At 59.4% G+C, this 20,995-nt stretch carries 18 protein-coding genes and 2 pseudogenes; 12 read left to right on the top strand and 8 right to left on the bottom strand.

Features of this window, described 5'->3' with window-relative positions; genetic code table 11:
- The first annotated feature begins 58 nt into the window (after positions 1–58).
- The 9 genes and pseudogenes from LB559_RS14665 (at position 59) to LB559_RS14625 (ending at position 10,691) form a co-directional block, all read left to right on the top strand.
- Positions 59–820 (top strand): SCO family protein, encoded by a 762-nt coding sequence (locus LB559_RS14665; RefSeq protein WP_127366774.1) that lies wholly within the window; start codon positions 59–61, stop codon positions 818–820.
- Complete coding sequence (coxB, locus tag LB559_RS14660; protein WP_064995259.1) at positions 817–1,809, top strand: cytochrome c oxidase subunit II; 993 nt, start codon at positions 817–819, stop codon at positions 1,807–1,809. The genes LB559_RS14665 and coxB overlap by 4 nt, the downstream gene beginning before the upstream one ends.
- Positions 1,806–3,449: a cytochrome c oxidase subunit I gene (ctaD, locus tag LB559_RS14655; RefSeq protein WP_224674358.1), complete on the top strand. Its 1,644-nt coding sequence runs from the start codon at positions 1,806–1,808 to the stop codon at positions 3,447–3,449. The genes coxB and ctaD overlap by 4 nt, the downstream gene beginning before the upstream one ends.
- Positions 3,446–4,084 (top strand): cytochrome c oxidase subunit 3, encoded by a 639-nt coding sequence (locus LB559_RS14650; RefSeq protein ID WP_224674357.1) that lies wholly within the window; start codon positions 3,446–3,448, stop codon positions 4,082–4,084. The genes ctaD and LB559_RS14650 overlap by 4 nt, the downstream gene beginning before the upstream one ends.
- An 8-nt stretch (positions 4,085–4,092) precedes the next feature.
- A complete protein-coding gene (locus LB559_RS14645) occupies positions 4,093–4,350 on the top strand; it encodes a cytochrome C oxidase subunit IV family protein (protein ID WP_224674356.1) in 258 nt (85 codons plus the stop codon).
- Between the two features lie 510 nt (positions 4,351–4,860).
- Positions 4,861–5,348 (top strand): annotated as a pseudogene (locus LB559_RS14640) (integrase core domain-containing protein); the annotation flags it as partial.
- Positions 5,349–6,669: 1,321 nt separating this feature from the next.
- Positions 6,670–6,960, top strand: a complete 291-nt coding sequence (locus tag LB559_RS14635; RefSeq protein ID WP_224674355.1) for a hypothetical protein — start codon at positions 6,670–6,672, stop codon at positions 6,958–6,960.
- A 283-nt stretch (positions 6,961–7,243) separates the two neighbouring features.
- Positions 7,244–8,401 carry a sulfite oxidase gene (locus LB559_RS14630; protein ID WP_224674354.1) on the top strand — a complete coding sequence of 386 codons (1,158 nt, stop codon included), beginning with the start codon at positions 7,244–7,246 and terminating at the stop codon, positions 8,399–8,401.
- A 658-nt stretch (positions 8,402–9,059) separates the two neighbouring features.
- On the top strand, positions 9,060–10,691 hold the full coding sequence (locus tag LB559_RS14625; RefSeq protein WP_224674353.1) for a tetratricopeptide repeat protein: 1,632 nt from the start codon (positions 9,060–9,062) through the stop codon (positions 10,689–10,691).
- A 287-nt stretch (positions 10,692–10,978) separates the two neighbouring features.
- Here the strand turns inward: LB559_RS14625 and LB559_RS14620 are convergent, their stop codons facing one another.
- The 7 genes from LB559_RS14620 to LB559_RS14590 form a co-directional block, all read right to left on the bottom strand.
- Positions 10,979–11,524, bottom strand: coding sequence for an SH3 domain-containing protein (locus tag LB559_RS14620; protein ID WP_127365634.1), 546 nt, complete (start codon positions 11,522–11,524; stop codon positions 10,979–10,981).
- A 19-nt stretch (positions 11,525–11,543) separates the two neighbouring features.
- On the bottom strand, positions 11,544–11,738 hold the full coding sequence (locus tag LB559_RS14615; RefSeq protein ID WP_127365633.1) for a hypothetical protein: 195 nt from the start codon (positions 11,736–11,738) through the stop codon (positions 11,544–11,546).
- Between the two features lie 82 nt (positions 11,739–11,820).
- Complete coding sequence (locus LB559_RS14610; RefSeq protein WP_127365632.1) at positions 11,821–12,318, bottom strand: invasion associated locus B family protein; 498 nt, start codon at positions 12,316–12,318, stop codon at positions 11,821–11,823.
- Between the two features lie 194 nt (positions 12,319–12,512).
- Positions 12,513–12,755, bottom strand: coding sequence for a hypothetical protein (locus LB559_RS14605; RefSeq protein WP_127365631.1), 243 nt, complete (start codon positions 12,753–12,755; stop codon positions 12,513–12,515).
- 375 nt (positions 12,756–13,130) lie between these two features.
- On the bottom strand, positions 13,131–14,333 hold the full coding sequence (locus LB559_RS14600) for an FAD-binding domain (protein WP_224674352.1): 1,203 nt from the start codon (positions 14,331–14,333) through the stop codon (positions 13,131–13,133).
- A 1,395-nt stretch (positions 14,334–15,728) separates the two neighbouring features.
- Positions 15,729–16,514: an anti-sigma factor family protein gene (locus LB559_RS14595; protein WP_064995212.1), complete on the bottom strand. Its 786-nt coding sequence runs from the start codon at positions 16,512–16,514 to the stop codon at positions 15,729–15,731.
- Complete coding sequence (locus tag LB559_RS14590; protein ID WP_064995211.1) at positions 16,501–17,034, bottom strand: sigma-70 family RNA polymerase sigma factor; 534 nt, start codon at positions 17,032–17,034, stop codon at positions 16,501–16,503. Before LB559_RS14590 ends, LB559_RS14595 begins: the two co-directional genes overlap by 14 nt.
- A gap of 148 nt (positions 17,035–17,182) precedes the next feature.
- Here LB559_RS14590 and LB559_RS14585 point away from each other — a divergent pair.
- A pseudogene (locus tag LB559_RS14585) lies at positions 17,183–17,326 on the top strand (IS481 family transposase); the annotation flags it as partial.
- A 290-nt stretch (positions 17,327–17,616) separates the two neighbouring features.
- On the opposite strand, the gene LB559_RS14580 reads toward LB559_RS14585, so the two are convergent.
- On the bottom strand, positions 17,617–18,354 hold the full coding sequence (locus LB559_RS14580; protein WP_128337937.1) for a Crp/Fnr family transcriptional regulator: 738 nt from the start codon (positions 18,352–18,354) through the stop codon (positions 17,617–17,619).
- Positions 18,355–18,575: 221 nt separating this feature from the next.
- Between LB559_RS14580 and LB559_RS14575 the strand changes: the two genes are divergently transcribed.
- Together LB559_RS14575 and LB559_RS14570 are read left to right on the top strand one after the other, a co-directional pair.
- Positions 18,576–19,928: a substrate-binding protein gene (locus tag LB559_RS14575; RefSeq protein WP_127368574.1), complete on the top strand. Its 1,353-nt coding sequence runs from the start codon at positions 18,576–18,578 to the stop codon at positions 19,926–19,928.
- Between the two features lie 185 nt (positions 19,929–20,113).
- Positions 20,114–20,989, top strand: a complete 876-nt coding sequence (locus LB559_RS14570; protein ID WP_064995207.1) for a branched-chain amino acid ABC transporter permease — start codon at positions 20,114–20,116, stop codon at positions 20,987–20,989.
- Positions 20,990–20,995: the final 6 nt, after the last annotated feature.

Genomic DNA, 20,995 nt, shown 5'->3' with positions numbered 1-20,995 from the left:
TTTTGCGGAAGGTGCACACCCACCCCTAACTTGTCCACACAAGAGGGAGGAGCTAGGGGTGGGAAAGCGCCTGACTGCGGCCCTTGCGCTCTTTTTTGCAGTCCTCACGGCCGCCCAAGCAGTCGAACGCCCCGCCTTTGATCCGAAGATCGGCGCGCAGCTCAGCCTGGACAAACCCTTCCGCGACCAGTCCGGGGCGACGGCCACGCTGGGCGACATCCTCGCCGGCCGGCCGGCGCTGCTCATCTTCGGCTACGACAGATGCCCGAACCTGTGCGGACTTACCCAGCAGGCGGTCGCTTCCGATCTCAACAAGACCGGTCTCGACCCCAGTAACTACCGCGCTTTGTTCGTCTCCATCGACGTGACCGAGACGCAGGAAGACGCTGCCGCCGCTCGCGCCGGGGTCGCTGACGCTACCGACGCGAAGGGCCTCTCTGCCTGGCGCTTCCTCACCAGTCCCGACGGCGCCGCCGCGGCCCTGGCGGCGCAGGCCGGCATTTCGTTCGACACGCGCCCGCGCATCGACCAATTCGTCCATCCGATCGCGGTTCTGGCGCTCACTCCCGGCGGACAAATCGCGCAGGTGCTGCCGGCATTGAGCTTCGAGCCGCGCGACTTGAGGCTGGCGCTGGTCGAGGCGTCGGCCGGCAAGCTTGGGTCCGTCGCCGATCACGTCTTCCTGCTATGCGCCGGCTTCGACACTTCGAAAGGCCAGTATACGCCGGCGATCTGGGCGGCGCTAAAGCTCGGCGCCGTCGCCACGGTGCTGGCGCTCGCCACCGCCGTCCTAGCTCTTTCCTGGCGGAGGCGGGCATGAGCTTCAACGTGCCCTTCGTTCCGCAGGAAGCCTCCTCGGCGGCGCCGCAGGTTGACGCGCTGTTTTATGCGCTGCTCGCCTTCAGCCTGGCGCTCGGCCTGCTCCTGACCTGCCTGGTCGTTGGCTACGCGGTCAAATACCGCGCCGGCTCCAGCGCCGATCGCACCGGCGAGCGTATGCGCACCCTGCCGCTGGAGATCACCTGGACCACGGCCAGCCTGCTCATATCGTTCGCCTTTTTCGGCTGGGGCGCGGCGCTCTATGTGCGCGGCGGCCACCCGCCACCCGACGCCATACAGATCGCCGGACTGGGCAAGCAGTGGATGTGGACTTTTCGCCATCCCGGCGGCCAGCGCGAGATCAACGAGTTGCATGTGCCGGTCGGCAAGCCGGTGGTGGTGTCGCTTGCCTCGCAGGACGTCATCCATTCCTTCTTCGTGCCGGCCTTCCGGGTCAAGCAGGACGCGGTGCCCGGTCGCGCCACCCATGTCTGGTTCACCGCCACTAGGCCCGGCCGCTATCATCTCTTCTGCGCCGAATATTGCGGCACCCAACACTCGGAAATGGGCGGCTGGATCGACGTGATGGCGCCCGAGCAATATGCGGCGTGGCTCTCCGCCCAGGGCGAGAGCGAGTCGCTTGCGCAGGGCGGCGAAAAGCTGTTCCGCGCGCTCGGCTGCTCCGGCTGCCACGGAAACTCCAGCAAGGTGCGCGCGCCCGATCTTGCCGGCGTCTTCGGGCGGCCAGTGGCGCTCTCCGACCGACAGACGGTGGTCGCCGACGAGCGCTACCTGCGCGATTCCATCCTCAATCCCATGAAGGAGGTCGCTGCCGGGTATCAGCCGGTGATGCCCAGTTTCGAGGGGCTGGTAGACGAGGCCGAGCTGCAGATGCTGGTCGCCTACCTGAAATCGCTGTCGCCCAAAGGCGGAGCAGGTGCGGCGGGGCCTGCGGCCCAAGGCGCGGCGCAGCCGGAGGCGGTGCAATGACGAGCGAAGCGATGCAGGCCCAAAGCAATCTGGAGGAGGGCGCCGGACCGGCCGCCTGGCTTCTCACCACAGACCACAAGCGCGTGGCCTGGCTCTATCTAGTGGCGATCACCGGCTTCTTCTTTCTCGGCGGCGCCTTCGCCGTGCTGATGCGCATCGAACTCGCCTCGCCCGCAGGCGACCTCGTCTCCGACGACGTCTATAACCGGCTGTTCTCGCTTCACGGCATCATCATGGTTTGGTTCTTCCTGGTGCCGTCCATCCCCGCCACGCTTGGCAACTTCCTGCTGCCGCTGATGATCGGTGCGCGCGACCTCGCCTTTCCGCGTCTCAACCTGGCGAGCTGGTACGTCTTCATCTTCGGCAGCCTGTTCGCGATGTTTGCGGTGCTTGCCGGCGGCGTCGACACCGGCTGGACCTTCTATACGCCGCTCTCCAGCATCTATTCCGACAGCTACGTCTCGACCGCCGCCTTTGGCGTCTTGATCGTCGGCTTCTCCTCGATCATGACCGGCATCAACTTTATCGTGACCGTGCACAAATTGCGCGCCCCGGGCCTGACCTGGTTCAGGCTGCCCATTTTCGTGTGGACGCTCTACGCCACCGCCCTTGTGATGGTGCTGGCAACTCCGGTGCTGGCCGCCTCGCTGATCCTGATCGTGCTGGAGCGCGTCTTCGGCCTCGGGATCTTTGATCCCGACCTCGGTGGCGACCCGCTGCTGTTCCAGCATCTCTTTTGGTTCTACTCGCACCCTGCGGTCTACATTATGATCCTGCCTGGCATGGGGGTTGTGTCGGAAGTCATCCCCTGCTTTGCCCGCCGACCGCTATTCGGCTACAAGGCGGTGGCACTGTGCAGCATGGCGATCGCCATTTTCGGCTTCCTGGTCTGGGGCCACCACATGTTCGTCTCCGGCCAGTCGGCCTACGCCGGGGTGATCTTTTCCTTCCTTTCCTTCATCGTGGCCATTCCTTCGGCGATCAAGGTGTTCAACTGGGGCCTTACCCTGCGCAAGGGCGAGATCAGTTTCGAGACGCCGATGCTGTTTGCGCTGTTCTTCATTGCGCTGTTCACCTTCGGAGGGCTGGCCGGGCTGTTCGTCGCCTCGCTGGCGGTCGACGTGCACCTCCACGACACCTACTTCGTAATTGCCCATTTTCACTATATCATGGTCGGCGGCATGGTGATGGCCTTCATGGGCGGCATGCATTTCTGGTGGCCGAAGATGACGGGCCGCATGTATTCCGAGACGGCCGGTCGCATTGCGGCCGCCGTTAGTTTCGTCGGCTTCAACCTCACTTTCTTCCCGCAATATGTGCTGGGGTTTCTGGGCATGCCCCGGCGCTACCACACTTATCCGCCGGAGTTCCAGTTCTGGCATGTTCTGTCTTCAGCGGGCGCCGTGGTGCTCGCGATCGGTTATCTGATGCCGCTCTTCTACCTGACCTGGTCGCTATTCCGAGGCCGGCGCGCCCCGGACAATCCGTGGGGCGCCACCGGGCTCGAATGGCAGACAAGCTCACCGCCGCCGCCGCACAATTTCGCCGAAATGCCGGTGGTGACCAGACCGGCCTACGACTACCCGATGAAAGGGCTTGGAGAAAAGCGCACCGATCCGGCAGCCGGGGTGGTCTTATGAGCGCCTCGACCGAAAGCGTCGCCTTCAAGTCGGGCGAGCGCGAGCGGGCCGCCGATGCCTTCGGTATGTGGGTCTTCATCGGCTCCGAGGCGATGCTGTTCGGCGCCATTTTCCTGATCTTCTTCGTCGCCCGGCTGAGCTACGGCGCCGCCTTCGCCGAAGCCTCCAGGCACTTGTCACTGATGCTGGGAACGATAAACACAGCGGTGCTGATTACCTCCAGCTTCGCCATGGCGCTGGCGCACTTCTTCACCTCCGGTTCGCGCTGGCGGGCAGCCGGCTGGTCGCTGGCCGCGACAGCGGCGCTGGGCGTCGTCTTCCTGATCATCAAGGGCACCGAATACGCGATGGAGTTCCATCAGGGGATTGCGCCGGTGCTGGGCGGGCCCTTCACCTATCGGGGCGCCGACCCGGTGCATGCTGCCTTTTTCTTCAGCCTCTATTTCGCGATGACGGCACTGCATGGCCTGCATCTGTTCTGCGGAATTGTAGTGGTCTGCGGCACGCTGGCGCTGTGGTGGCGAACCGAGGTCTCGAGCCGAGCCCGGCGCGTGCAGGCGGTCGGCCTCTACTGGCATTTTGTCGATATCGTCTGGGTGTTTCTCTTCCCCGTCCTCTACCTGACCAACCGCTGAGCTCCGTCGTGACCGAAATCCGCAAACTCGCCTCGGCCTATGCCGGCCTTCTGGTGCTCCTGGCGCTCACTGTCGGCTCCTCCTTCATCGATCTCGGCGGCTTCAACTCAACCGTCAATCTTGCGATCGCCGCGGCGAAGGCAGTGATTATCGGGATCTCATTCATGCATTTGTCCCGGGGGGCAGTGCTTCCGCAACTCGCAGTCGCTGCTGCAGCACTTTGGCTGCTCATCTTGTTCGGCCTAACGCTGGTGGGCAGTGGATGAAAGTGCGGAGACTGCGATTTTAAAGACGCCAAACAGCCGTGAAGCTTTTCCGATCTTAATCCCATCAGCTCTGACCGATCCAAGCGACGAAGTCGTCCTTCTGCGCCCTTCCATCGAAAGGTGGAATCTGGTGCAGCGGCTAAAAACGGCGACCGAATGATGAGACTGGCCGGATACCTGAATATAATCAGCTGGTTACGGAACATTGTGTGCAAAAAACGCACAAGAAAGTTCTGCTTCTCTTCTTTTTTGTTCCTACGAGGGAGCCGCCGATAGCCCTTTCGGACGCTCTTCTGCCGACGATATTGACCGCCCCAATGCGAATGTTCGCCGGTGTATTCGTAAACCTCATTGTCCGCAGCGCCGTTCAGTCTGCTTGGGTTTCCTAGAAGCTTTTCGAATTTTCTGTCTTGCGGCTCCCGACGAGATGCGGGCCCTTCTGGAGGAGGTCGGGGTGTCTGGATCCGCTGTGGTGCAACCTTGATCCAAGCATTTATGGGGTTCGAGTCGTGCCTGGCACTGATCGTTGATACGTCTCTCTCCGGCATGCGGGTCGCCCGCGAATTGGACCGACTCATCACCGAGCGCGGCCGGCTGAGGATGATCGTCAGCGACAATGGCAGCGAGTTCACCTCGAACGCCATCCTCTCTTGGGCGGATCAGAACCGCGTCGAATGGCATTACATTGCGCCCGGGAAGTCGATGCAGAACGGCTTCATCGAGAGCTTCAACGGCCGACTGCGCGATGAACTGCTCAACGAGACACTGTTTACCTCGCTGGCTCAGGCGCGCGTAGCCATCGCCCTGTGCCCGCCGACTACAGCACCGCCCGGCCGCACTCTCAAATCGCCTGGCAGACACCGGCCGAGTTCGCCAGCACCTTCAATCCGCGGCGGCCGCTCGCGCTGCGCTATGCCAAAGGCTCCGCGCCAGCGCCCGTCGCTTCACCCGCCCAGCAGGGCACAACCCACGCCGGAAACGAACTCAAAACTGGATAAAAACTGGGGGCAACGCCACTCGCAATGCGGGGATATGAAGGGCTTGATGATGCTCAAGTGCAGCGCTTCCGCTGCCGCCACAAGGCGCTCAATTTCAGCCTGCGACGCTTCTGCGAACCTTTTGACCTAGGCATTTGGTGAACTCCGTTTTGAGGGGACCGCTGCAACGAGGATAATAATCCTACATTCCGAAGTGGGTGACCAGAGGGCTCGCTGGGGTGACCTCTCAGGATGACTTGCGCAATTACTAATTTAGTGAAGCGTTAAATGCTTCTAGAGAGTAGACGCGAGAGACCCGGTCGGTCCAGTTATGGGGCGGCATTGAGCATAAATGTTTTTTCCGCGATTCCTAATCGGGATGTTCGCCACTTCGACCGTGGCGGCGATCTGGATTCTTCTAGCAACCGGCTCGTTCTGGAAGTCGCTTGCATGGACATTGCTGATCTTGATCATTTTCCAGGTGGGATATCTCGTATTCTCATTCGCGCTTTTCTACCAGTTTGGGACGAAGAGAACCGAAGAAAAACCAAACACTGCCGAGCCTACCCGTCGGGACGGTGGTGTCTCATCTGAAGGCGGCCGATGATGGTCCCGGCTAATCCAGTACGGGCACGTAAATTAGTGTTTGGTTGAAAGCGCCGCCACACAGTCTTCCAGGATGGCCAGGCGAAACCGGAGCCACTTTAATTCTTGGCCGACTTGCGCCAGCTTTAACATACCGGCCGAGCTCGCCACTCTTCGCCTCTGCTCCTCTTCCAAAGACGAGATTTTCACGCGCAACTCGAAGGCTTCTGTAGCCTTCGAGTTCCTAACTAACATCCGGGCACGCATATCCAACCCCACGCAGAAGAAACGTCGCCCTGAAATCGCACGGGCTGCGTTAAACTCTGGCGTTCAAATCATCGAGGATTTTAGTGATCACTAAAATAATGATCGATGCACCGAGGTATGTAGATTTCCATTGCATTGTGCGCGCCATCCATGAACTCCGTGGAAAAAACTCACAGTTGGGAAGACGACGAATGAGCGCAGGGGATCGTGCGCAAGGCCCAGCGATGGTTGCGGGCGACCCTTCAACATTGACAAACCGTATTGGTGAACTCGCCGGGCGAGGCCCCCCCAACTACTGCCTCAAGCCCGACGAGCTGCCCGGGATCAGCCGGCAACCGCCTTCGGTGCAAGACGGGTGCCAGCACTTCCGTCCTGAAGTGAGACAAACGGAGACCACCATGCGCGACGCGATCTGACGGAGCGACCAGGCAACGGCTGGACGCCATGGGCGAAGGGTGCCGGCGAACACGACATCGAGAAAATCTTGTGGATGGCTCGGGTGTTGCATTTCCCGAAACTGAACTCGAGCGCTTGGTTCGACGGCAGCGAACTCGACGGCATCGCTCATTGGGGCTTCCGCAGCGAGAAGTGGACCATGAAGGCGAAGCCGGCCGACCGGCAACCGCTGCCCGAGGTCTACGGGCTGGCGCGGGAAGCGCAGAAGCAGGCCGAGGTCGATCTCTTCCGGGCAAGGGCGAATGCGCGCTTCCTGCTGGCCACAGGCGGGCGTCAGCACGCGCAAGGTGCATCGCCGGCGTATGATGGCGGCCGGGAATTGTAGGCGGCATTCGACTTTGGAGCACGACGCAGAAATCAAGCCTGGAGCGAAAAGATGCGAGCCCTTGCCCTCGCCACGAGGACAGATAGGGCATATGATTGAAGACAGCCGGCTCGGACTTGACGAGCTGGCTATTTGAGAGCGGGAAACGCCGCTTTAACTAAGGCGCTTGTTTCACGCGCTCTCATATTGCCCGCTGCGGCCGGCCTCTGCTTTGCGCGATCCCGGTCGCTACTGCACCAACCCCTGAAGGAGAACTGAGCTTTTCACTGGAGGAGAAGTCATCATGCATTACCTTCCCAGACGTGAATTCATCATTCAAGGCGGAGCAGCCCTTGTAGCCCTGACGTCCTTTCAATCGCGGATTGCCTATGCCTTTCCAACCCGGGCCGGCGAGGAAGTCATCAAATGGCTCGATCAGCTGCCGCCGAACCCGGTACCGGAAGTCATCAAAAATCAGCTGGTGTGGGAGGATCTCGATTCCTGGGTGACGCCCAACGACAAGTTCTTTTCAATCGCGCATTTCAACCGGCCGGTCATCGACGAAACTACGTGGAAGCTCGAAATCGGCGGTTCCGTCAAAAAGCCAACAGCCCTGACGCTCGCCGACATCAGGGCTCGACCGCGCCAGGAAGTCACGTTCACGGTCGAATGTTCGGGCAATACTGGCCTACCGTTTTTCAATGGTGGGATTGGCAATGCTCGCTGGGCGGGTACGCCGCTCGCCCCGATCCTCAAGGAGGTCGGAGTCCTCGACAGTGGGATCGAGGTTGTCTTCTGGGGCGCCGATGAAGGAGAAATAAAGCGAGCCGACGACATCAAGTTCACGCAGAACTTTGCGCGCAGCATGTCGCTCACCGACGCCATGGACCCCAAAAACATCCTCTGCTACGAGATGAACGGGACTCCCTTGCCTCCTGATAACGGCTTCCCGCTGCGGCTGATAGCGCCGGGCTGGTACGGGATCGCGAACGTGAAATGGCTCAAACGAATGGACGTGAGCGACCAGCGCTTCGAGAACCGGTTTATGGGACGCGATTATGTCACACTGCGCGAGGAGGAGCACAACGGAGAGACGGTATGGGTGGAAACCTCTGTCGGGCGGGCGCGCTTGAAGTCTGCACCGGCCCGGGTCACTCATATCGGCAGTGACCACCGGATCGTCGGGGCGGCCTGGGGCGCGCCGATCGACCGGGTCGAGGTGAAGATCGATGACGGGCCATGGATGCCGGCGGCCATCGACGAAACCGACAAGACGGACTTCGCTTGGAAGATATGGTCCGTCGACTGGCCCAAGCCCTCCGCCGGGGAGCACACAGTCACCTCGCGTGCGGTTAGTACTGGAGGGCAGGTCCAACCCGCAATGGACGATCCCATCATCGCCAAGAAGCATACCTACTGGGAAAGTAACGGTCAGGTGACGCGACGTATCGATATTCACTGACTGGCGGAAAGCCGTATCAAAGTGTCTGAGATCGACGTGACCCCATGTTTTTGGCATGGGGTCATCAAAGCCCGATGTCGCCACATCACCCCGATGTGGAACTCGATCCGCCGCTCTTCCGTGCGCTTCTGCGCTACTGCGCGCGGCGTGCTGGGATCGTCGGGCCTCTGGCAGCGCTCCTGCTACTACTCCCGTTTGAGCCGTCGCGTCATGGCTGAGCGCTCCTTTGCCGCAAGTTAGGCCTTGCGGAGGACTAGGGCCAGTTCACAATCTGAAGCGGAACGCTTCCGAAGCTGCCTTGGCGCCTCCGCGTCTTCTAGCGTCATGGTGATCGTCATTCGAGCAATCCCGACCAACGAAGGTACCATGACCAGAGGACCTTCCGCTTCCGGCCCCGCCGCACTCAGCTTCATCTCGTTTCCGATTCTCGGAGCCACCGAATGAACAGGTCAAGAATTCGCTGACGTCGTCCGTCGAGGGACATCGTTTTCGGCCCGGTACGAAATCGGGGTCGGGGCTGGGAAAGGCGAACGATATCGCGGCTGTTGAGGAAGATGGCACGGTGAGATCAAGCGGTCAGCCTTCTGTCGAACTCCCTTCCTCCCGGGTTTGATGTAGTCTGGGCCGGTAGTCGCCGTCAGCCATGGAGTTGGATACCATGACGTATTTCGATCTAGGCACCTTCTCCCGCCGGCTGGACAACACGCCTTCCGAGGCGCAGATCTGGTTCGACCGGGGGCTAATCTGGCAATACGGATTTAACCACGAAGAGGCCATTGCCTGTTACGAGCGTGTGCTCGAAGTGGCGCCTACAAACGTCATGGCGCGGTGGGGAATTGCCCACTGTCTAGGTCCAAACTACAACAAGCTATGGACCTCCTTCGGGCCTGAAGAGCGTATTGTCGCTTTGACGCGGGCGCATGTATTGCTGGCGGAGGCGTGCGATCTGCCTGCAATCGAAGTCGAGCGCGCATTGCTTGATGCGCTGACCTCGCGGTTCCCTACTGACCCTGAGATTACGGATTATGGCCCTTGGAATGACGATTTCGCTGCAGCGATGCGCACAGTATACGAGAGGTTCCCTGACGAGCTGGATGTGACTGCGATCTTTGTCGAGGCACTGATCAACCGCACGCCTTGGGCGCTGTGGGATACTCGGACTGGGCAGCCTGCTGCTGGTTCATCGGCGGAAGAAGCGCGCGCGGCATTGGACTGCGCCTTCACGACCCAGCCAGCGGCCTGGGAACATCCGGGGTTGTTGCATTTCTACATTCATCTCATGGAGATGTCGCCGACGCCTGAAAAAGCCTTGCCGCATGCAGATCGGCTGGTGCGCCTCGTGCCAGACTCCGGGCATCTTGTGCATATGGCGACGCATATCGACGTTCTTTGCGGCGACTACCAGAAAGTCGTGGCGCGCAACCGGCAAGCGGCTCGGGTGGATCGTTCATACTTCGATCATGCAGGCGGTGAGAACTTTTACACGGTCTACCGGATCCACAACCTTCACTTTCAAATCTACGGGGCCATGTTCCTTGGTCGCCCGTCGGACGCCTTCGAAGCTGCGCGGGCATTGGTGGAAAACCTGCCGGAGCCGGTGGTGCGTTACATGCCAGAGATGTTTGAAGCCTTTGCGCCGATGAAGCTACATGTACTTATCCGCTTTGGGCGCTGGTCCTGTATCCTGGAAGAGGCCTTCCCCGAGGATGCGGAGCTTTACTCCTACAGCACCGTTCTGTTGCATTATGCCCGGACAGTGGCTCTGTCCAACCTCGGTAGAATTCCCCAGGCCGAGGAAAGCGCTAGGCTTTTCGCGGCAGCGCGCGATGCAGTGCAACCCGAGCGCATGCTGTTCAACAACCCCTGTGCCGATATCCTGAAGGTTGCCGAAGCGATGATGCTGGGGGAATTGCACTACAAATCCGGCCGCGTCCTTGAAGGTCTGAACCTCCTGCGGCGTGCGGTCGATCTCGACGACAATTTACTTTATGACGAGCCATGGGGTTGGATGCAGCCGACGCGACACGCGCTTGGCGCATTGCTGATGGATGCCGAACGATACGCTGAAGCTGAGGCAGTCTATCGCGCCGACCTTGGACTTGATGCGACGTTGCCGCGGCCTTGCCAACACCCACGCAACGTCTGGAGCCTTCACGGCCTGCTTGAATGCCTTAGTCGACGAGGTGACGCGGTAGAAGCGAGCCAGGTCCAACAGCAGTTGGATCTGGCGCTGGCGTATTCAGAGGTGCCCATCATGGCATCATGTGCCTGTCGGAGTGCACCGCGATAAGTGGCAAGGTTCCGCTCGCTAGTTGCAACGTCCTCAGCGCCAAAAGAGCCAGCATCGAGTCGCACGCATCCATTGCGCGCGAAGACGGGCAGATGGCCCATCCGCAGGCTGAACTCCTGTCGTAGCCGCCCATACGATGGATGCGCGTGATGCATCGAACTGACAGCTTCGAGCAAGTGTGAGGACGTGGGGTGTCTGGATCACAGTGGGCACCTTACACCGGAGGGAGGACATAGATCAGCCGAAAAGTGAATGAACGTCCGTCAACGATTTTCAGGCCTCGTCATTCAGAACACTTCGCCGGGATAAGCCCCCCACAAGTCGAACTGTTTGATGAAGCCTGACATCGAACTCAGCGCGACGCTGCACCATTGACCATCGCATCCCCTGAGTTTGACTTCAACGGCAGGTTCCAGCCAGGAGATAACCGGGCCATCGAATTTAGCCTTTTTGCGTAGAGCAACGTTACCTTTGCTCCAAGGAGCGATCACGGCCGTTCTGCGTCCAGACAGAAGCGGAGCATAGATCCATCCGCTGGCCCCGCTCCAATCCCGTACCCGCCGCCATTTGCCAAATTGCTGGTAAATCTCAAGGGGAATGCCCGGGCGCATGTAGACCCATTCAATGCTGTAATCGACACCAGGGCCGATCCGCAGGTTCGCGGGTGAACCTTTCAACGAGACGAAGCGGGGTATAGGAACGCTAGTGGTCTCGGCTCGCAATCCTGTCGTCGGTGCAGAAGCGGCTACCAAGCCAACCGTGAGAGCAGATCGAATGAGCGCCCACGCTTTAAAAACCTGGGCGCCGCGTTCGGTTTCGAAAAAGGATTGCATGCGGCGCGGCCGGACCACCTCACACCATAGTTTTTGTTAAAGGGGTCTGCACAATGGAGTCGACCCCTCGCATCAAACCAGAAGCCCGTGAGCTAATAAGCGGATCGGGCGGACCGAGCTGAAAGCCTCTTGGTGCCAGGAAGAGCAGGACGACAGCAATCGCTATCAGCAGGATAACGATAGCGGTATTGAAGAACTCTCTCATCTTCTTCATCCAAGGATCCACGCGCCTGGGTGGTTTTCTCCAAGTCGATTGAGCGGCTTTGGAGCGACTACCGTGCGTCGCCGGACTTCGCTCAACGAGCTGATTTGCAAATCTTGCTCGCTTTCAAGGCGGCGGTGAGCCCCATCAGCGAATAGGCGTACTGGGTTTGTGTACCTCTCCAGGACGTGGCCAACAGCTTCATTTTGCTGGCTGCCCGCATGGCATTGACCATCGATCGATCCTCTTCGGCGCTCGCCAACCAAGCCTTGTTGTCTTGAGTAAACATTGAGAAGTGCTCGTCTGCGATCACCACATCGATGTCCGACCCCAGCTTAAGCCGATACCCCATGACGGCTTCGGGCTGGTCATCCTTCGGCGCTCGCGAGATCATGACAAAATTCTCGCCATGATCGACATCCGCAGGAAGTTCGGAAACAGGGACACTCAGGACATAGCACCATGTTGTGTCTGAACGATAAGAATAGACGCCCCATGCACCGTGCTGAGAGAGAAGTCTGGGGCCAGCTTGCACCCAAGTGATAGAAAGTAGCAAGGATGCAATGCTTGCCACAACTGCTTTGATGGTCATCATATCCTTCCAGATTTCATAGCGCAGCAAACGTGGTCAAGGTGATTTCCGTATCACTGAGGTTTGAGGATGGGTTTCTCAATGGGAGCTTTGGAAGTTGTGACAACCATCAAGGCGGCCGTGCTTCGGCCTGATCGAGCTGCCTCAGTCGGGCGTTGGACTTTGCCTTCGTGCGGAAGTCCAACATTTGCCCTTCAGTAGTCCCGGATCGCAACAAGCCGGTCCCCTTTGACCGTGGCGATAACGAGATGGGACGCCCACGGATAGTACCGTGGCAAAGCCGCCGCCTGGTCGGTCAGTGTTGCGCCATAAAGGCCGCACAATTCGCCGCCGAGCAGTCGAGCACGATCGCCTTTGCCGTCCAACATGGCTATGTAGTCTCCGTCGTACGGGTAACCGATGAGCGCGATCTCCTCATAGTCTTCTAGCTTCCGCATACTCGTCTCGTGTGCCGTCTGCCGCATCCGTGGTCAGCGGGGCCGTGTCTCCGCTGCGCCAATCACGCCTGGAATATTTGTGCTTTTCATCGGCGGACCGGCCCAGCGGCCATGGACAGGGGGACAACCGCTGGGCCAATGAGAGCGCGCTCCTCCCGACCGCGAGCACTGACGTTGTCGTGATCATCAGCACTCGCGCTGCGCTCCCAAGATGGCGCTGCCGCTCCCGGCATTGGACGATGGTCCGCTGCTTGATGCGCCACGTCGAAGTTCACTCTCATGCGGCATATACCGAGCGTGGCGGGAAACTATTCCGGCACGGCGACTATTTTTCGGAAGGTTGGCGCGGGAGGCTGGCGCGCGCCACCGCTGTCGTCAATTCGTCGGCGATGGCCAGCGATAATCAGGTAGCTGCAGAGCGTCGGCAATTTCTCGCCCGATGGCCAATCGTGCGACACCGGGGATTGCAAATGTGCTTATCACCAAGTTGCGCACAAACAGGCCCAATTGCGTCCTTGGTGCAAAGGCTGTGGCAAATCGCTCGGCGCCGCGCTGCTTCGTATGAATGTAATCCCGCAAGAGAGTTTCGTACGTGCGGAATGCCTCCTGATATCGTCCCTCGGCCCTGAAAAGTTCACCCGCCAAGATATAGGCCGAAATCATGGCCAGGGCTGAACCTTGTCCGGCCAATAAGGACACGCAAAACGCGGCATCGCCCGTTAGAGCAATGCGGCCTTGCGACCACCTGTTCATCCTGATCTGGCTGACGCTGTCGAAATAGAGATCGTCGATCCCATCCAGCGCATTCAAAATACTTGGGCATTCCCACCCGCCACCGCCGTAAATTTTTCGCAGCACTGCCTTCTGCATTTCCAGCGTCGCTGGCACTGGGTCCTTGCCCGCAGCAAAGACGAACAAGAAGAGCGTTCGGTTATCACGCAGCGTGAAACGCCCGAGCATTCTTCCTGGCTGGCCGTACATCAAATACACGTCTTCGTCGCGTGGACGGTAGCCAGCGCACTCGAAGGCCGCGACAGCGTAACCGAGTTTCTTTTCGAACTGCTGCTGTGGCCCGAAGGCCAGACGGCGAACGCCGGAATGCAGACCGTCAGCGCCGATCACCAGATCGTACGCGCGCTCGCCTCCCTGCTTGAAGTTAACGCGCACACCGGCTGGATGTTCTTGAAGGCCGAGGATCTCATCATCGAATATGACTTCGGTCGTATCCTTTATCTTGTCGAAAAGCAGCCTAGAGAGATCGCTGCGTCCGAGTGTCACAAAGCGGCCCGCTGTCAGCTCAGTAAAAACGTCCGTGCCAAAACCTGTGACGCGCTTTCCACGATCGTTTACAAAGCGCACTTCGCGTACATGGTAGCCTACGCGATTGATCTCCTCCTCGAGCCCCATTCGCTCGGCGATGCCATAACCAAGGCCCCAAAAATCGATGACGTAACCTCCCGTGCGCAAATGGGGCGCTCGTTCGATTAGTGTTGGTCGGAATCCACCGGCTGCCAACCAGAAGGCAAGGGCGGGGCCGGCGATTCCGCCGCCGGAAATCAACACCGTTCCGTTGGCCATATTGAAAAGTTAGTGGAAGTCGCCGCTATGGCAAGGAGAGGTCAGTCGGCACGAGAATGATGATTCGCTGCCCAGGCCGCCGGGGACGGTGTCCCGTTAAACAGGCGGCTGGGAGTGCCTCTTTCCCAACAGAGGCAGCCTTCCCGTGACTCACGAGATTATAAGATCCCGAATGGTCCGTCGTTCGCGCGATGTGAGGTCCGCGGTGGATGTGGCAGCTTCGCCTGGTATTCTGGGCGGACGCATCGGGCGCGTTCGCGGCGCAGCTAATCGTTCGCAGCCGCACGAGAGTTTTTGTGAGATTCCAGCCAGTCAACCAATGCCATCCGAATGAGCTCAGGTCGACTCATGTTCATCTCGGCGGCTATTGCCGACAGAGCGGATTCGGTCGCCGCATCGAACGACACATGGGCGGTCTCGCGTAGCATTGTCGCTGCCCGTAGATTAGCCAGCCGTGCATTTTGGGCCTCGCCCCCGGAAGACACATCAGTCAAGTGAACGTTCCTTTCATCAACTTCCAGAAACTCCGCGCCTGCCGCTCCGTCGCCTTGAGATGGATCACATCGAAAACAACAGAGCGGATCGGTCCGGCACCAACTCCGCCGAAAATGCCGGGCCGCCAGGAAACGCCCGCGGGCGGACTTGCTCAAACAGCATCACTCTTGTGCTCCCCCAAACGGTGATGTTGGCGCGTTCCCTCATGGGCGCCTGCATCCGAACTCGATGGGGATTTCGCAAAACTGCAATTATTCACGGCCGATCAAATCTTCACTCGCACAGAGTATGAGAGCTATTCTTTGAGTGTCGGAAATTTGTAGCCGGGCCTGCGAAAGCCACAGCACGCGGCGCTCCGGAGACACAGCTCGCATTGCCGAGCGTGCGGCGGCGGTGATTTCGTATCCGCCGCAGCGGGCGCACTGGAATTCTACCGTTCGCAAGATAATGTCGGCCGCGAGCGCGGTTTCTTCGCAAATCGGGCACGTCGACGGGTAATACCGCAGGGCTCCTAGGGTCGGCGGCGGAAGCCTTATCATGCCGCCCGTCCCGAAGCCTCAACTCGCGAAGATGACTCAGGATTTCGCTGCTGAGGCACATTGCTGGTTGAGGAGATGTCTATCCCGCGACGAGTGCGGCCATGTCGGGTTTCATATGATACAAGCAGTCGGTCAATCTTTCTTGCGACGTCCGGCGTGGTCTTTTTCAGTTCCTGGAACGCCCACGTCACAAATGTCTCGGACAATCTGTCAGGCCGATACAGAATGACTTCGCGGGGATCTAACGGATTACTGAACGATACACCGACATCCGAACCAAGAAACCGTATGAAATGTTTCTGGATTTGTTCGGCAGACATGCAGTCTCACTTTCCTTTGACTAATGATAGCCCAATGGTCCTCAGCCCCGTATTTTGGCAGCGACGCTCCTTCGGGTGGCCACCTCGATTTCCTTAGCCTCTTTTTCAAGTCGGTCGGGCGCGGCAGGGCCCATCAGGGCGTAGGCCGTGCCGCCCGATTGCCAGTATATGGTCGGCACGCGCCCATCCGTAGCGGGAGTAGGCGGTACGGCGTCTTCGCCGCTCATCGCGACCGCAACCAGTGTGATCTGGCCAACGCTCGGTGTGTCAGCCGTCACGACAAGGCTCTGCCGCCCGTTCCAGGGCTGCACCTGAACATCTTTCACCCTCCATGTCGCTGGAAGAGCGGGCATGCTGATGTTCATGGCGCCGACCAGTCGCTCGATCTTGTCCTGCTTTGGCTCACTGCCCCTTTCGGGACCGGCATTCAGCTGGGCGACTCGCAAGGCATCACGCGCGGCAAGAATGAAATTCTCATCGGTGGTTTGCCCTCCCTGGCGGAGAGGCAGTGTCAATGAGTTGGCCGACCAACCCGCCAGAATGAGCAAGGCGGCTGCCGTTTGCAGTTTGAGCGCACTGAATATTCTTAGCCGTCGAAACGCACTTTCCAGTTGCTTGGCCTTGTCCACGCTAACTCGGGGCGGGAAAAGCCGCTGCGGTTGAGCGACGCGCAATGCTTCCATGCGCTGTGCCTGGGCAAAAACTTCCGCCGCCAGTTCCGGCTCCAGGGCAAGCCGTGCCTGGAGGTCGGATCTCTGAGGCTGGGTCAGTTCGCCGTCAAGGAAGCGATTGATCTCGTCCTCGGAAATACGGTCACTTGGCCACATCACGGCCTCCTACAACTTTTAACTGGGAAGGCGCGCAATCGCGTAGTTTTTCCATGTTGTTCTTCAGGGCAACTCGTGCGCGGCTCAGGCGGGACATAACAGTTCCCTGCGGTACGCCGAGTACTGTTGCGGCGTCAGAATAGGTGAAGCCGAGGACGCCGACCAAATGGAGAACTTCGGCTTGCTCCGTAGGCAACTCTCTCAGCGCCTTTCTGACATTGGAGAGTTCGGTGCTGTGCTCCTGCGATGGCAGTAACAGTGGGTCAGACTGCTCCGCAAAGGCGGCAATCCGCCGCCTCTCTGCGTCCGCACGCACCGCACTGGTTAGAAAGGTATTTCGCACGATTGTGATCAGCCAGGGCATGAGAGGACGCGAAGAATCGTAGCTGCGAGCCAAGGAAAGAGCGCGGACAAGCGACTCCTGCACCAAGTCGTCGGCGTCTGCGTCGTTGTGCGTAAGCACTCGACCATACCGCCACAGATCCTCCAGATGCGGAGTGACGTCGAAGCTCGCATTCATGTGCCGTATACTGAGACGATGGCGAAGCTATTCCAAGCCGGTGCGACTTTTTTGTCCTCAAGTGACCTTGGCACCGGGTTCAACTTCGAAAGCGAAGCTGCGGTGGTGAGGGGTCCGAGCCGCTGTTTGCGGCGGCTGCGCCGGCGGCAAGCCGGCAAAGAAGAAGTTCAAGAGCTATTCGATCGGCTACTTCCATATCGACGTCGCGGAGGTGCGCACCGAGCAGGGCAAGCTGAACATGTTCGTCGCCACCGACCGCACCTCCAAGTTCGCCTTCGTCGAGCTGCACGAGTTCACCACGCCCGGCGCCGGCGGTTCGGCCATGCCGCTGATCAACGAGACCATCGCTGGGAAGCTGCTGCCAAACGCGGCTCTGCTAACCCATCGTTGCAATCTGACGGCCAAGTTCCTCGACCCGGAGAAACGTCATTCGCCACTCGGTGAAGTCGTTCGATCATGCTCAGCAAGGATGGGATGACGCAACTGTAGCTGGCAGTCAGCATTGATAAAGTTGCTCTTGATAACAGACATAGAGGCCAAATCGACAACGCATTCGATGCCCGTCGCAATGGGGCTGTGTGATCACTCCAGCTGTTTCGGCACCGGGATGGGGATTAGGGTCATGGGCTGGTACTGAGCCAATCTTTGAAGGCCCGCAAGATCGGTCAGCTCGATAAAGCGCGCGTTGCTGGTGATAAGGTGTTCGGCGCGCAATTGCTGAATGACGCGATTGAGATGGGGCACGCTCAGCCCGAGCGCGTCCGCCATGACTTCCTGCGAAAATGGCAAGTCGAAACTTTCTTCGTCAGCGCGTCCCACCTCCAGGAGACGCGCGTGGATCTCTAGCAAAAGGTGCGCCAGCCTTTCAATCGGAGTGCGCCGACCCAGATTGACAATGTGTTCCGCATAAGTCGCTGCCTCCTGGGCGGCGAGCCAACTTAACACCAGACCGAATTGGGGCTGCTCGTAGCAGAGACGAACGTAAGCGTCGAACGAGCACACGGCGTAGGTCAGCTCGCTCACGGCAACGACCGCACAAGTCGATCGATCGAAAAAGCTGACCGGGAATCCAATGACATCACCCGGCAGGATAAGCTTCAGGATTTGCCGCCTGCCGCTGCGCAGCAACCTGTAACGGATCGCGTAGCCGTCTTTAACAAAGCACAGGCTTCGGAACTCGGAGCCGTGAACGACGAGTTCCTCCCGTTTCCGAATGGTAAGGTCGCGCTCGAAAATTGCCTCAAGACGTTTGATGTCTAGCGATTCCAGCTTCATTGCACGTGTCAGTCGGGTCACGATCGGATGGCCGGTCAGCGGCATGCCATGCTCCACATGTTCATGACCTTCAAGGAAACTTTCCTATGCTTATTAATCCAGATCAATGAACAGAATCATCAAACGAAAGTTGTATTGACTGGCAGGCCTACGCCACTGCGAATGCCCATGCAAATAGGCCATTTTCAGCGTCTCGCTGAAAAAAACCGGTTTCCGGAACAACAATGAGAGTCGTCCGACGGCTCCACGCTAAGGAGGAACAGCTGATGCCACTCGACGATCAAAATACTTCCCATATATCCCGCCGTAGCATGCTGCACGCGGGCGCAGGTCTTCTCGGTAGCGCCGTTCTGCCCTTATCCAGCTTTGCGGCTTTTGCGGCCGACGACAAGCCCGCGATAGGCACCTGGCCGGCCGGGTCGGCGGGCGACACCGTCTACATCGGAGCCGCCGTGCCCCTTACCGGTGCCTATGCCGTGCAAGGTGCTGACGAACTTAAGGGCTGGCAGCTCGCGGTCGACCACATCAACAACGGCCACGAGTTGATGAAGGCGTTGGCGCCGAAGGTCGACAAGGGGTTGCTCGGCAAGAAGGTCGAGCTGTTGTCCGCCGACAGCGCGGCCAAGCCGAACCAGGCCGTCGAGCTCGAGCAGAATTTCATCCACCAAAACAACATCATCCTGATGACCGGCTCGACTTCATCGGCGGTCGCGGTTGCGCTCAACAAATTCGCGCAGCGCGAGAAGATCCTCTACGTCGCGGGCATCTCCGGCTCAAACGACACAACAGGCAAGGACTGCGTTCGCTACGGCTTCCGCCAGAATTTCTACGGCCAGACCGCAGCCAACGCGATCGGCCCGATTCTTGTGAAGACCTACGGCAAGGGAAAGAAGGCGGCATTCATGACGCCGGACTACACTTACGGCCACACCGTGACCAAGTCGGTGAACGACTACCTGACCTCTCAGGGCGGATGGGAGATGGTGACGGACCAGGTCTCGCCGTTGGGCACCCAGGATTTCAGCCAGTATCTGACCAATATCGCCAATTCGGGCGCCGAATTCATCGTCAACGTCAACTGGGGCCGCGACGCGGTGCTGTCAATCCAGCAGGCCAAGCAGTTCGGCCTGACTCCGAGCATGAAGATGGTGATCCCCTACCAGATCCCCTTCCTTGCCAAGGAAGTAGGCCCCGAACTGACAGCCGGGGTTTTTGCCGCTACCGATTTCTGGTGGACCCTGCAGGACAAGTATCCGCTCGCCAAGCAGTTCGTGGACGCATTCCAGCAAAAGTTCGGCTATCGGCCGGAATGGGGCGCCGAAAACGCCTATGTCAGCTTCGCTCATTGGGCGCGCATGGTGTCGCAGGCCGGTAGCTTCTATCCGCCGGACGTCATCAAGCAATACGAGAAGGGTGAGACCATCCCTTCACTCGTCGGCGACGTTCACTATCGGCCGGAAGACCATCAGTGCGTGCGACCCGTCGTACTCGTTCAGGGTAAGGATCCCAAGGACATGAAGAGCGACGACGACTACTGGAATGTGGTGGAGGTCGTCGATGGCGCGCCGCTGATGCAGAAGCCCGACGAGTTCGGCTGCAACCTGGGCAGCTACACCTGATGCCCGCAGCGCCTTCTCCGCTTCGCCACGGCTGGAGAGGGCGCTCGCATCGGGACTGGCTCTGCCCGGACGCAGACGGTTCGTCTCCCGGCGCTCGGTGGGATGTCGATTGTTCGCGACTTGTCTGCCAAACCCTTGCTGGCGCGCGGGCAGGGCATATTATTCATGACCAAGGTGGGCGCAGAGTGATCAACTGGGCAAATTTCATTTCGCAGTGCTTCAATGGGCTCGTACTCGGCGCGCTTCTGGCGCTGATCTCCTCCGGGCTGACCATCATCTACGGGACGCTCGGCGTCCTGAACCTTGCCCACGGCGCGATGTTCATGCTCGGTGGCTATGCCGGCTGGCTCGCCTACACCTACACAGGTTCATTCCTCGCCGCGGTGGCGGCCGGATCGCTGTTCGTGATGATCGTGGGGGTGTTGATCGAGCGGCTGATCGTTCGCCATTTCTACACGCGGCCGCTCGAGGACCAGCTTCTCGTCACATTCGGGCTCGGCATCGTTTTCGTCGAGACGGTCCGCTTTTTCTTCGGCAGCCTCTCGCACACGGTGCCGCCGCCCGCCTCGCTAGTCGGCATTACCCATCTCGGCTTCATGGTCTATCCCACCTACCGATTGGCGCTCCTCGGCATCGTCGCCCTGGCGCTGCTGATGCTCTATGTCGTGCTCTATCGCACCCGCATCGGGATGATCGTGCGAGCAGGCATCGAGGATTCGGTAATGGTCGACTCGCTTGGAATCGATGTCTACAAGATCTTCATGCTCGTCTTCGGCATCGGAGCCATGGCAGCTGGCTTCGCCGGTATTGTCAACGCACCCGTGGTGTCGATCGCGCCCGATGTCGGGGAAGCCATACTGGTCCAGACCTTTGTGGTCGTGGTAATCGGCGGTGTCGGTTCCTTTACCGGCGCCATCCTTGGCGGCCTCATCGCCGGCGAAATCATCAGCATCACCTCGATGTTCAATCCTGGTTATTCGTATGTCATGCTGTTCGTGGCGATGACGCTGGTGTTGGTGCTTCGACCGCACGGGCTGCTCGGCACGGCAGGGCGTGAGTAGACGCGG

This window comes from Mesorhizobium sp. BR1-1-3, assembly GCF_020165455.1.
Classification (GTDB): domain Bacteria; phylum Pseudomonadota; class Alphaproteobacteria; order Rhizobiales; family Rhizobiaceae; genus Mesorhizobium; species Mesorhizobium ciceri.
This window is presented reverse-complemented; position numbering and strand designations above follow the sequence as displayed.

Bases quoted from the DNA above. Each gene is read 5' to 3' on its own strand.
- ctaD (WP_224674358.1), top strand. From the start codon at position 1,806: ATGACGAGCGAAGCGATGCAGGCCCAAAGCAATCTGGAGGAGGGCGCC.
- LB559_RS14615 (WP_127365633.1), bottom strand. From the start codon at position 11,738: ATGAAGAAGATGAGAGAGTTCTTCAATACCGCTATCGTTATCCTGCTG.
- LB559_RS14630 (WP_224674354.1), top strand. From the start codon at position 7,244: ATGCATTACCTTCCCAGACGTGAATTCATCATTCAAGGCGGAGCAGCC.
- LB559_RS14600 (WP_224674352.1), bottom strand. From the start codon at position 14,333: ATGGCCAACGGAACGGTGTTGATTTCCGGCGGCGGAATCGCCGGCCCC.
- LB559_RS14605 (WP_127365631.1), bottom strand. From the start codon at position 12,755: ATGCGGAAGCTAGAAGACTATGAGGAGATCGCGCTCATCGGTTACCCG.
- LB559_RS14635 (WP_224674355.1), top strand. From the start codon at position 6,670: ATGGCTCGGGTGTTGCATTTCCCGAAACTGAACTCGAGCGCTTGGTTC.
- LB559_RS14580 (WP_128337937.1), bottom strand. From the start codon at position 18,354: ATGCCGCTGACCGGCCATCCGATCGTGACCCGACTGACACGTGCAATG.
- LB559_RS14595 (WP_064995212.1), bottom strand. From the start codon at position 16,514: ATGTGGCCAAGTGACCGTATTTCCGAGGACGAGATCAATCGCTTCCTT.
- coxB (WP_064995259.1), top strand. From the start codon at position 817: ATGAGCTTCAACGTGCCCTTCGTTCCGCAGGAAGCCTCCTCGGCGGCG.
- LB559_RS14590 (WP_064995211.1), bottom strand. From the start codon at position 17,034: ATGAATGCGAGCTTCGACGTCACTCCGCATCTGGAGGATCTGTGGCGG.
- LB559_RS14575 (WP_127368574.1), top strand. From the start codon at position 18,576: ATGCCACTCGACGATCAAAATACTTCCCATATATCCCGCCGTAGCATG.
- LB559_RS14620 (WP_127365634.1), bottom strand. From the start codon at position 11,524: ATGCAATCCTTTTTCGAAACCGAACGCGGCGCCCAGGTTTTTAAAGCG.
- LB559_RS14650 (WP_224674357.1), top strand. From the start codon at position 3,446: ATGAGCGCCTCGACCGAAAGCGTCGCCTTCAAGTCGGGCGAGCGCGAG.
- LB559_RS14610 (WP_127365632.1), bottom strand. From the start codon at position 12,318: ATGACCATCAAAGCAGTTGTGGCAAGCATTGCATCCTTGCTACTTTCT.
- LB559_RS14625 (WP_224674353.1), top strand. From the start codon at position 9,060: ATGACGTATTTCGATCTAGGCACCTTCTCCCGCCGGCTGGACAACACG.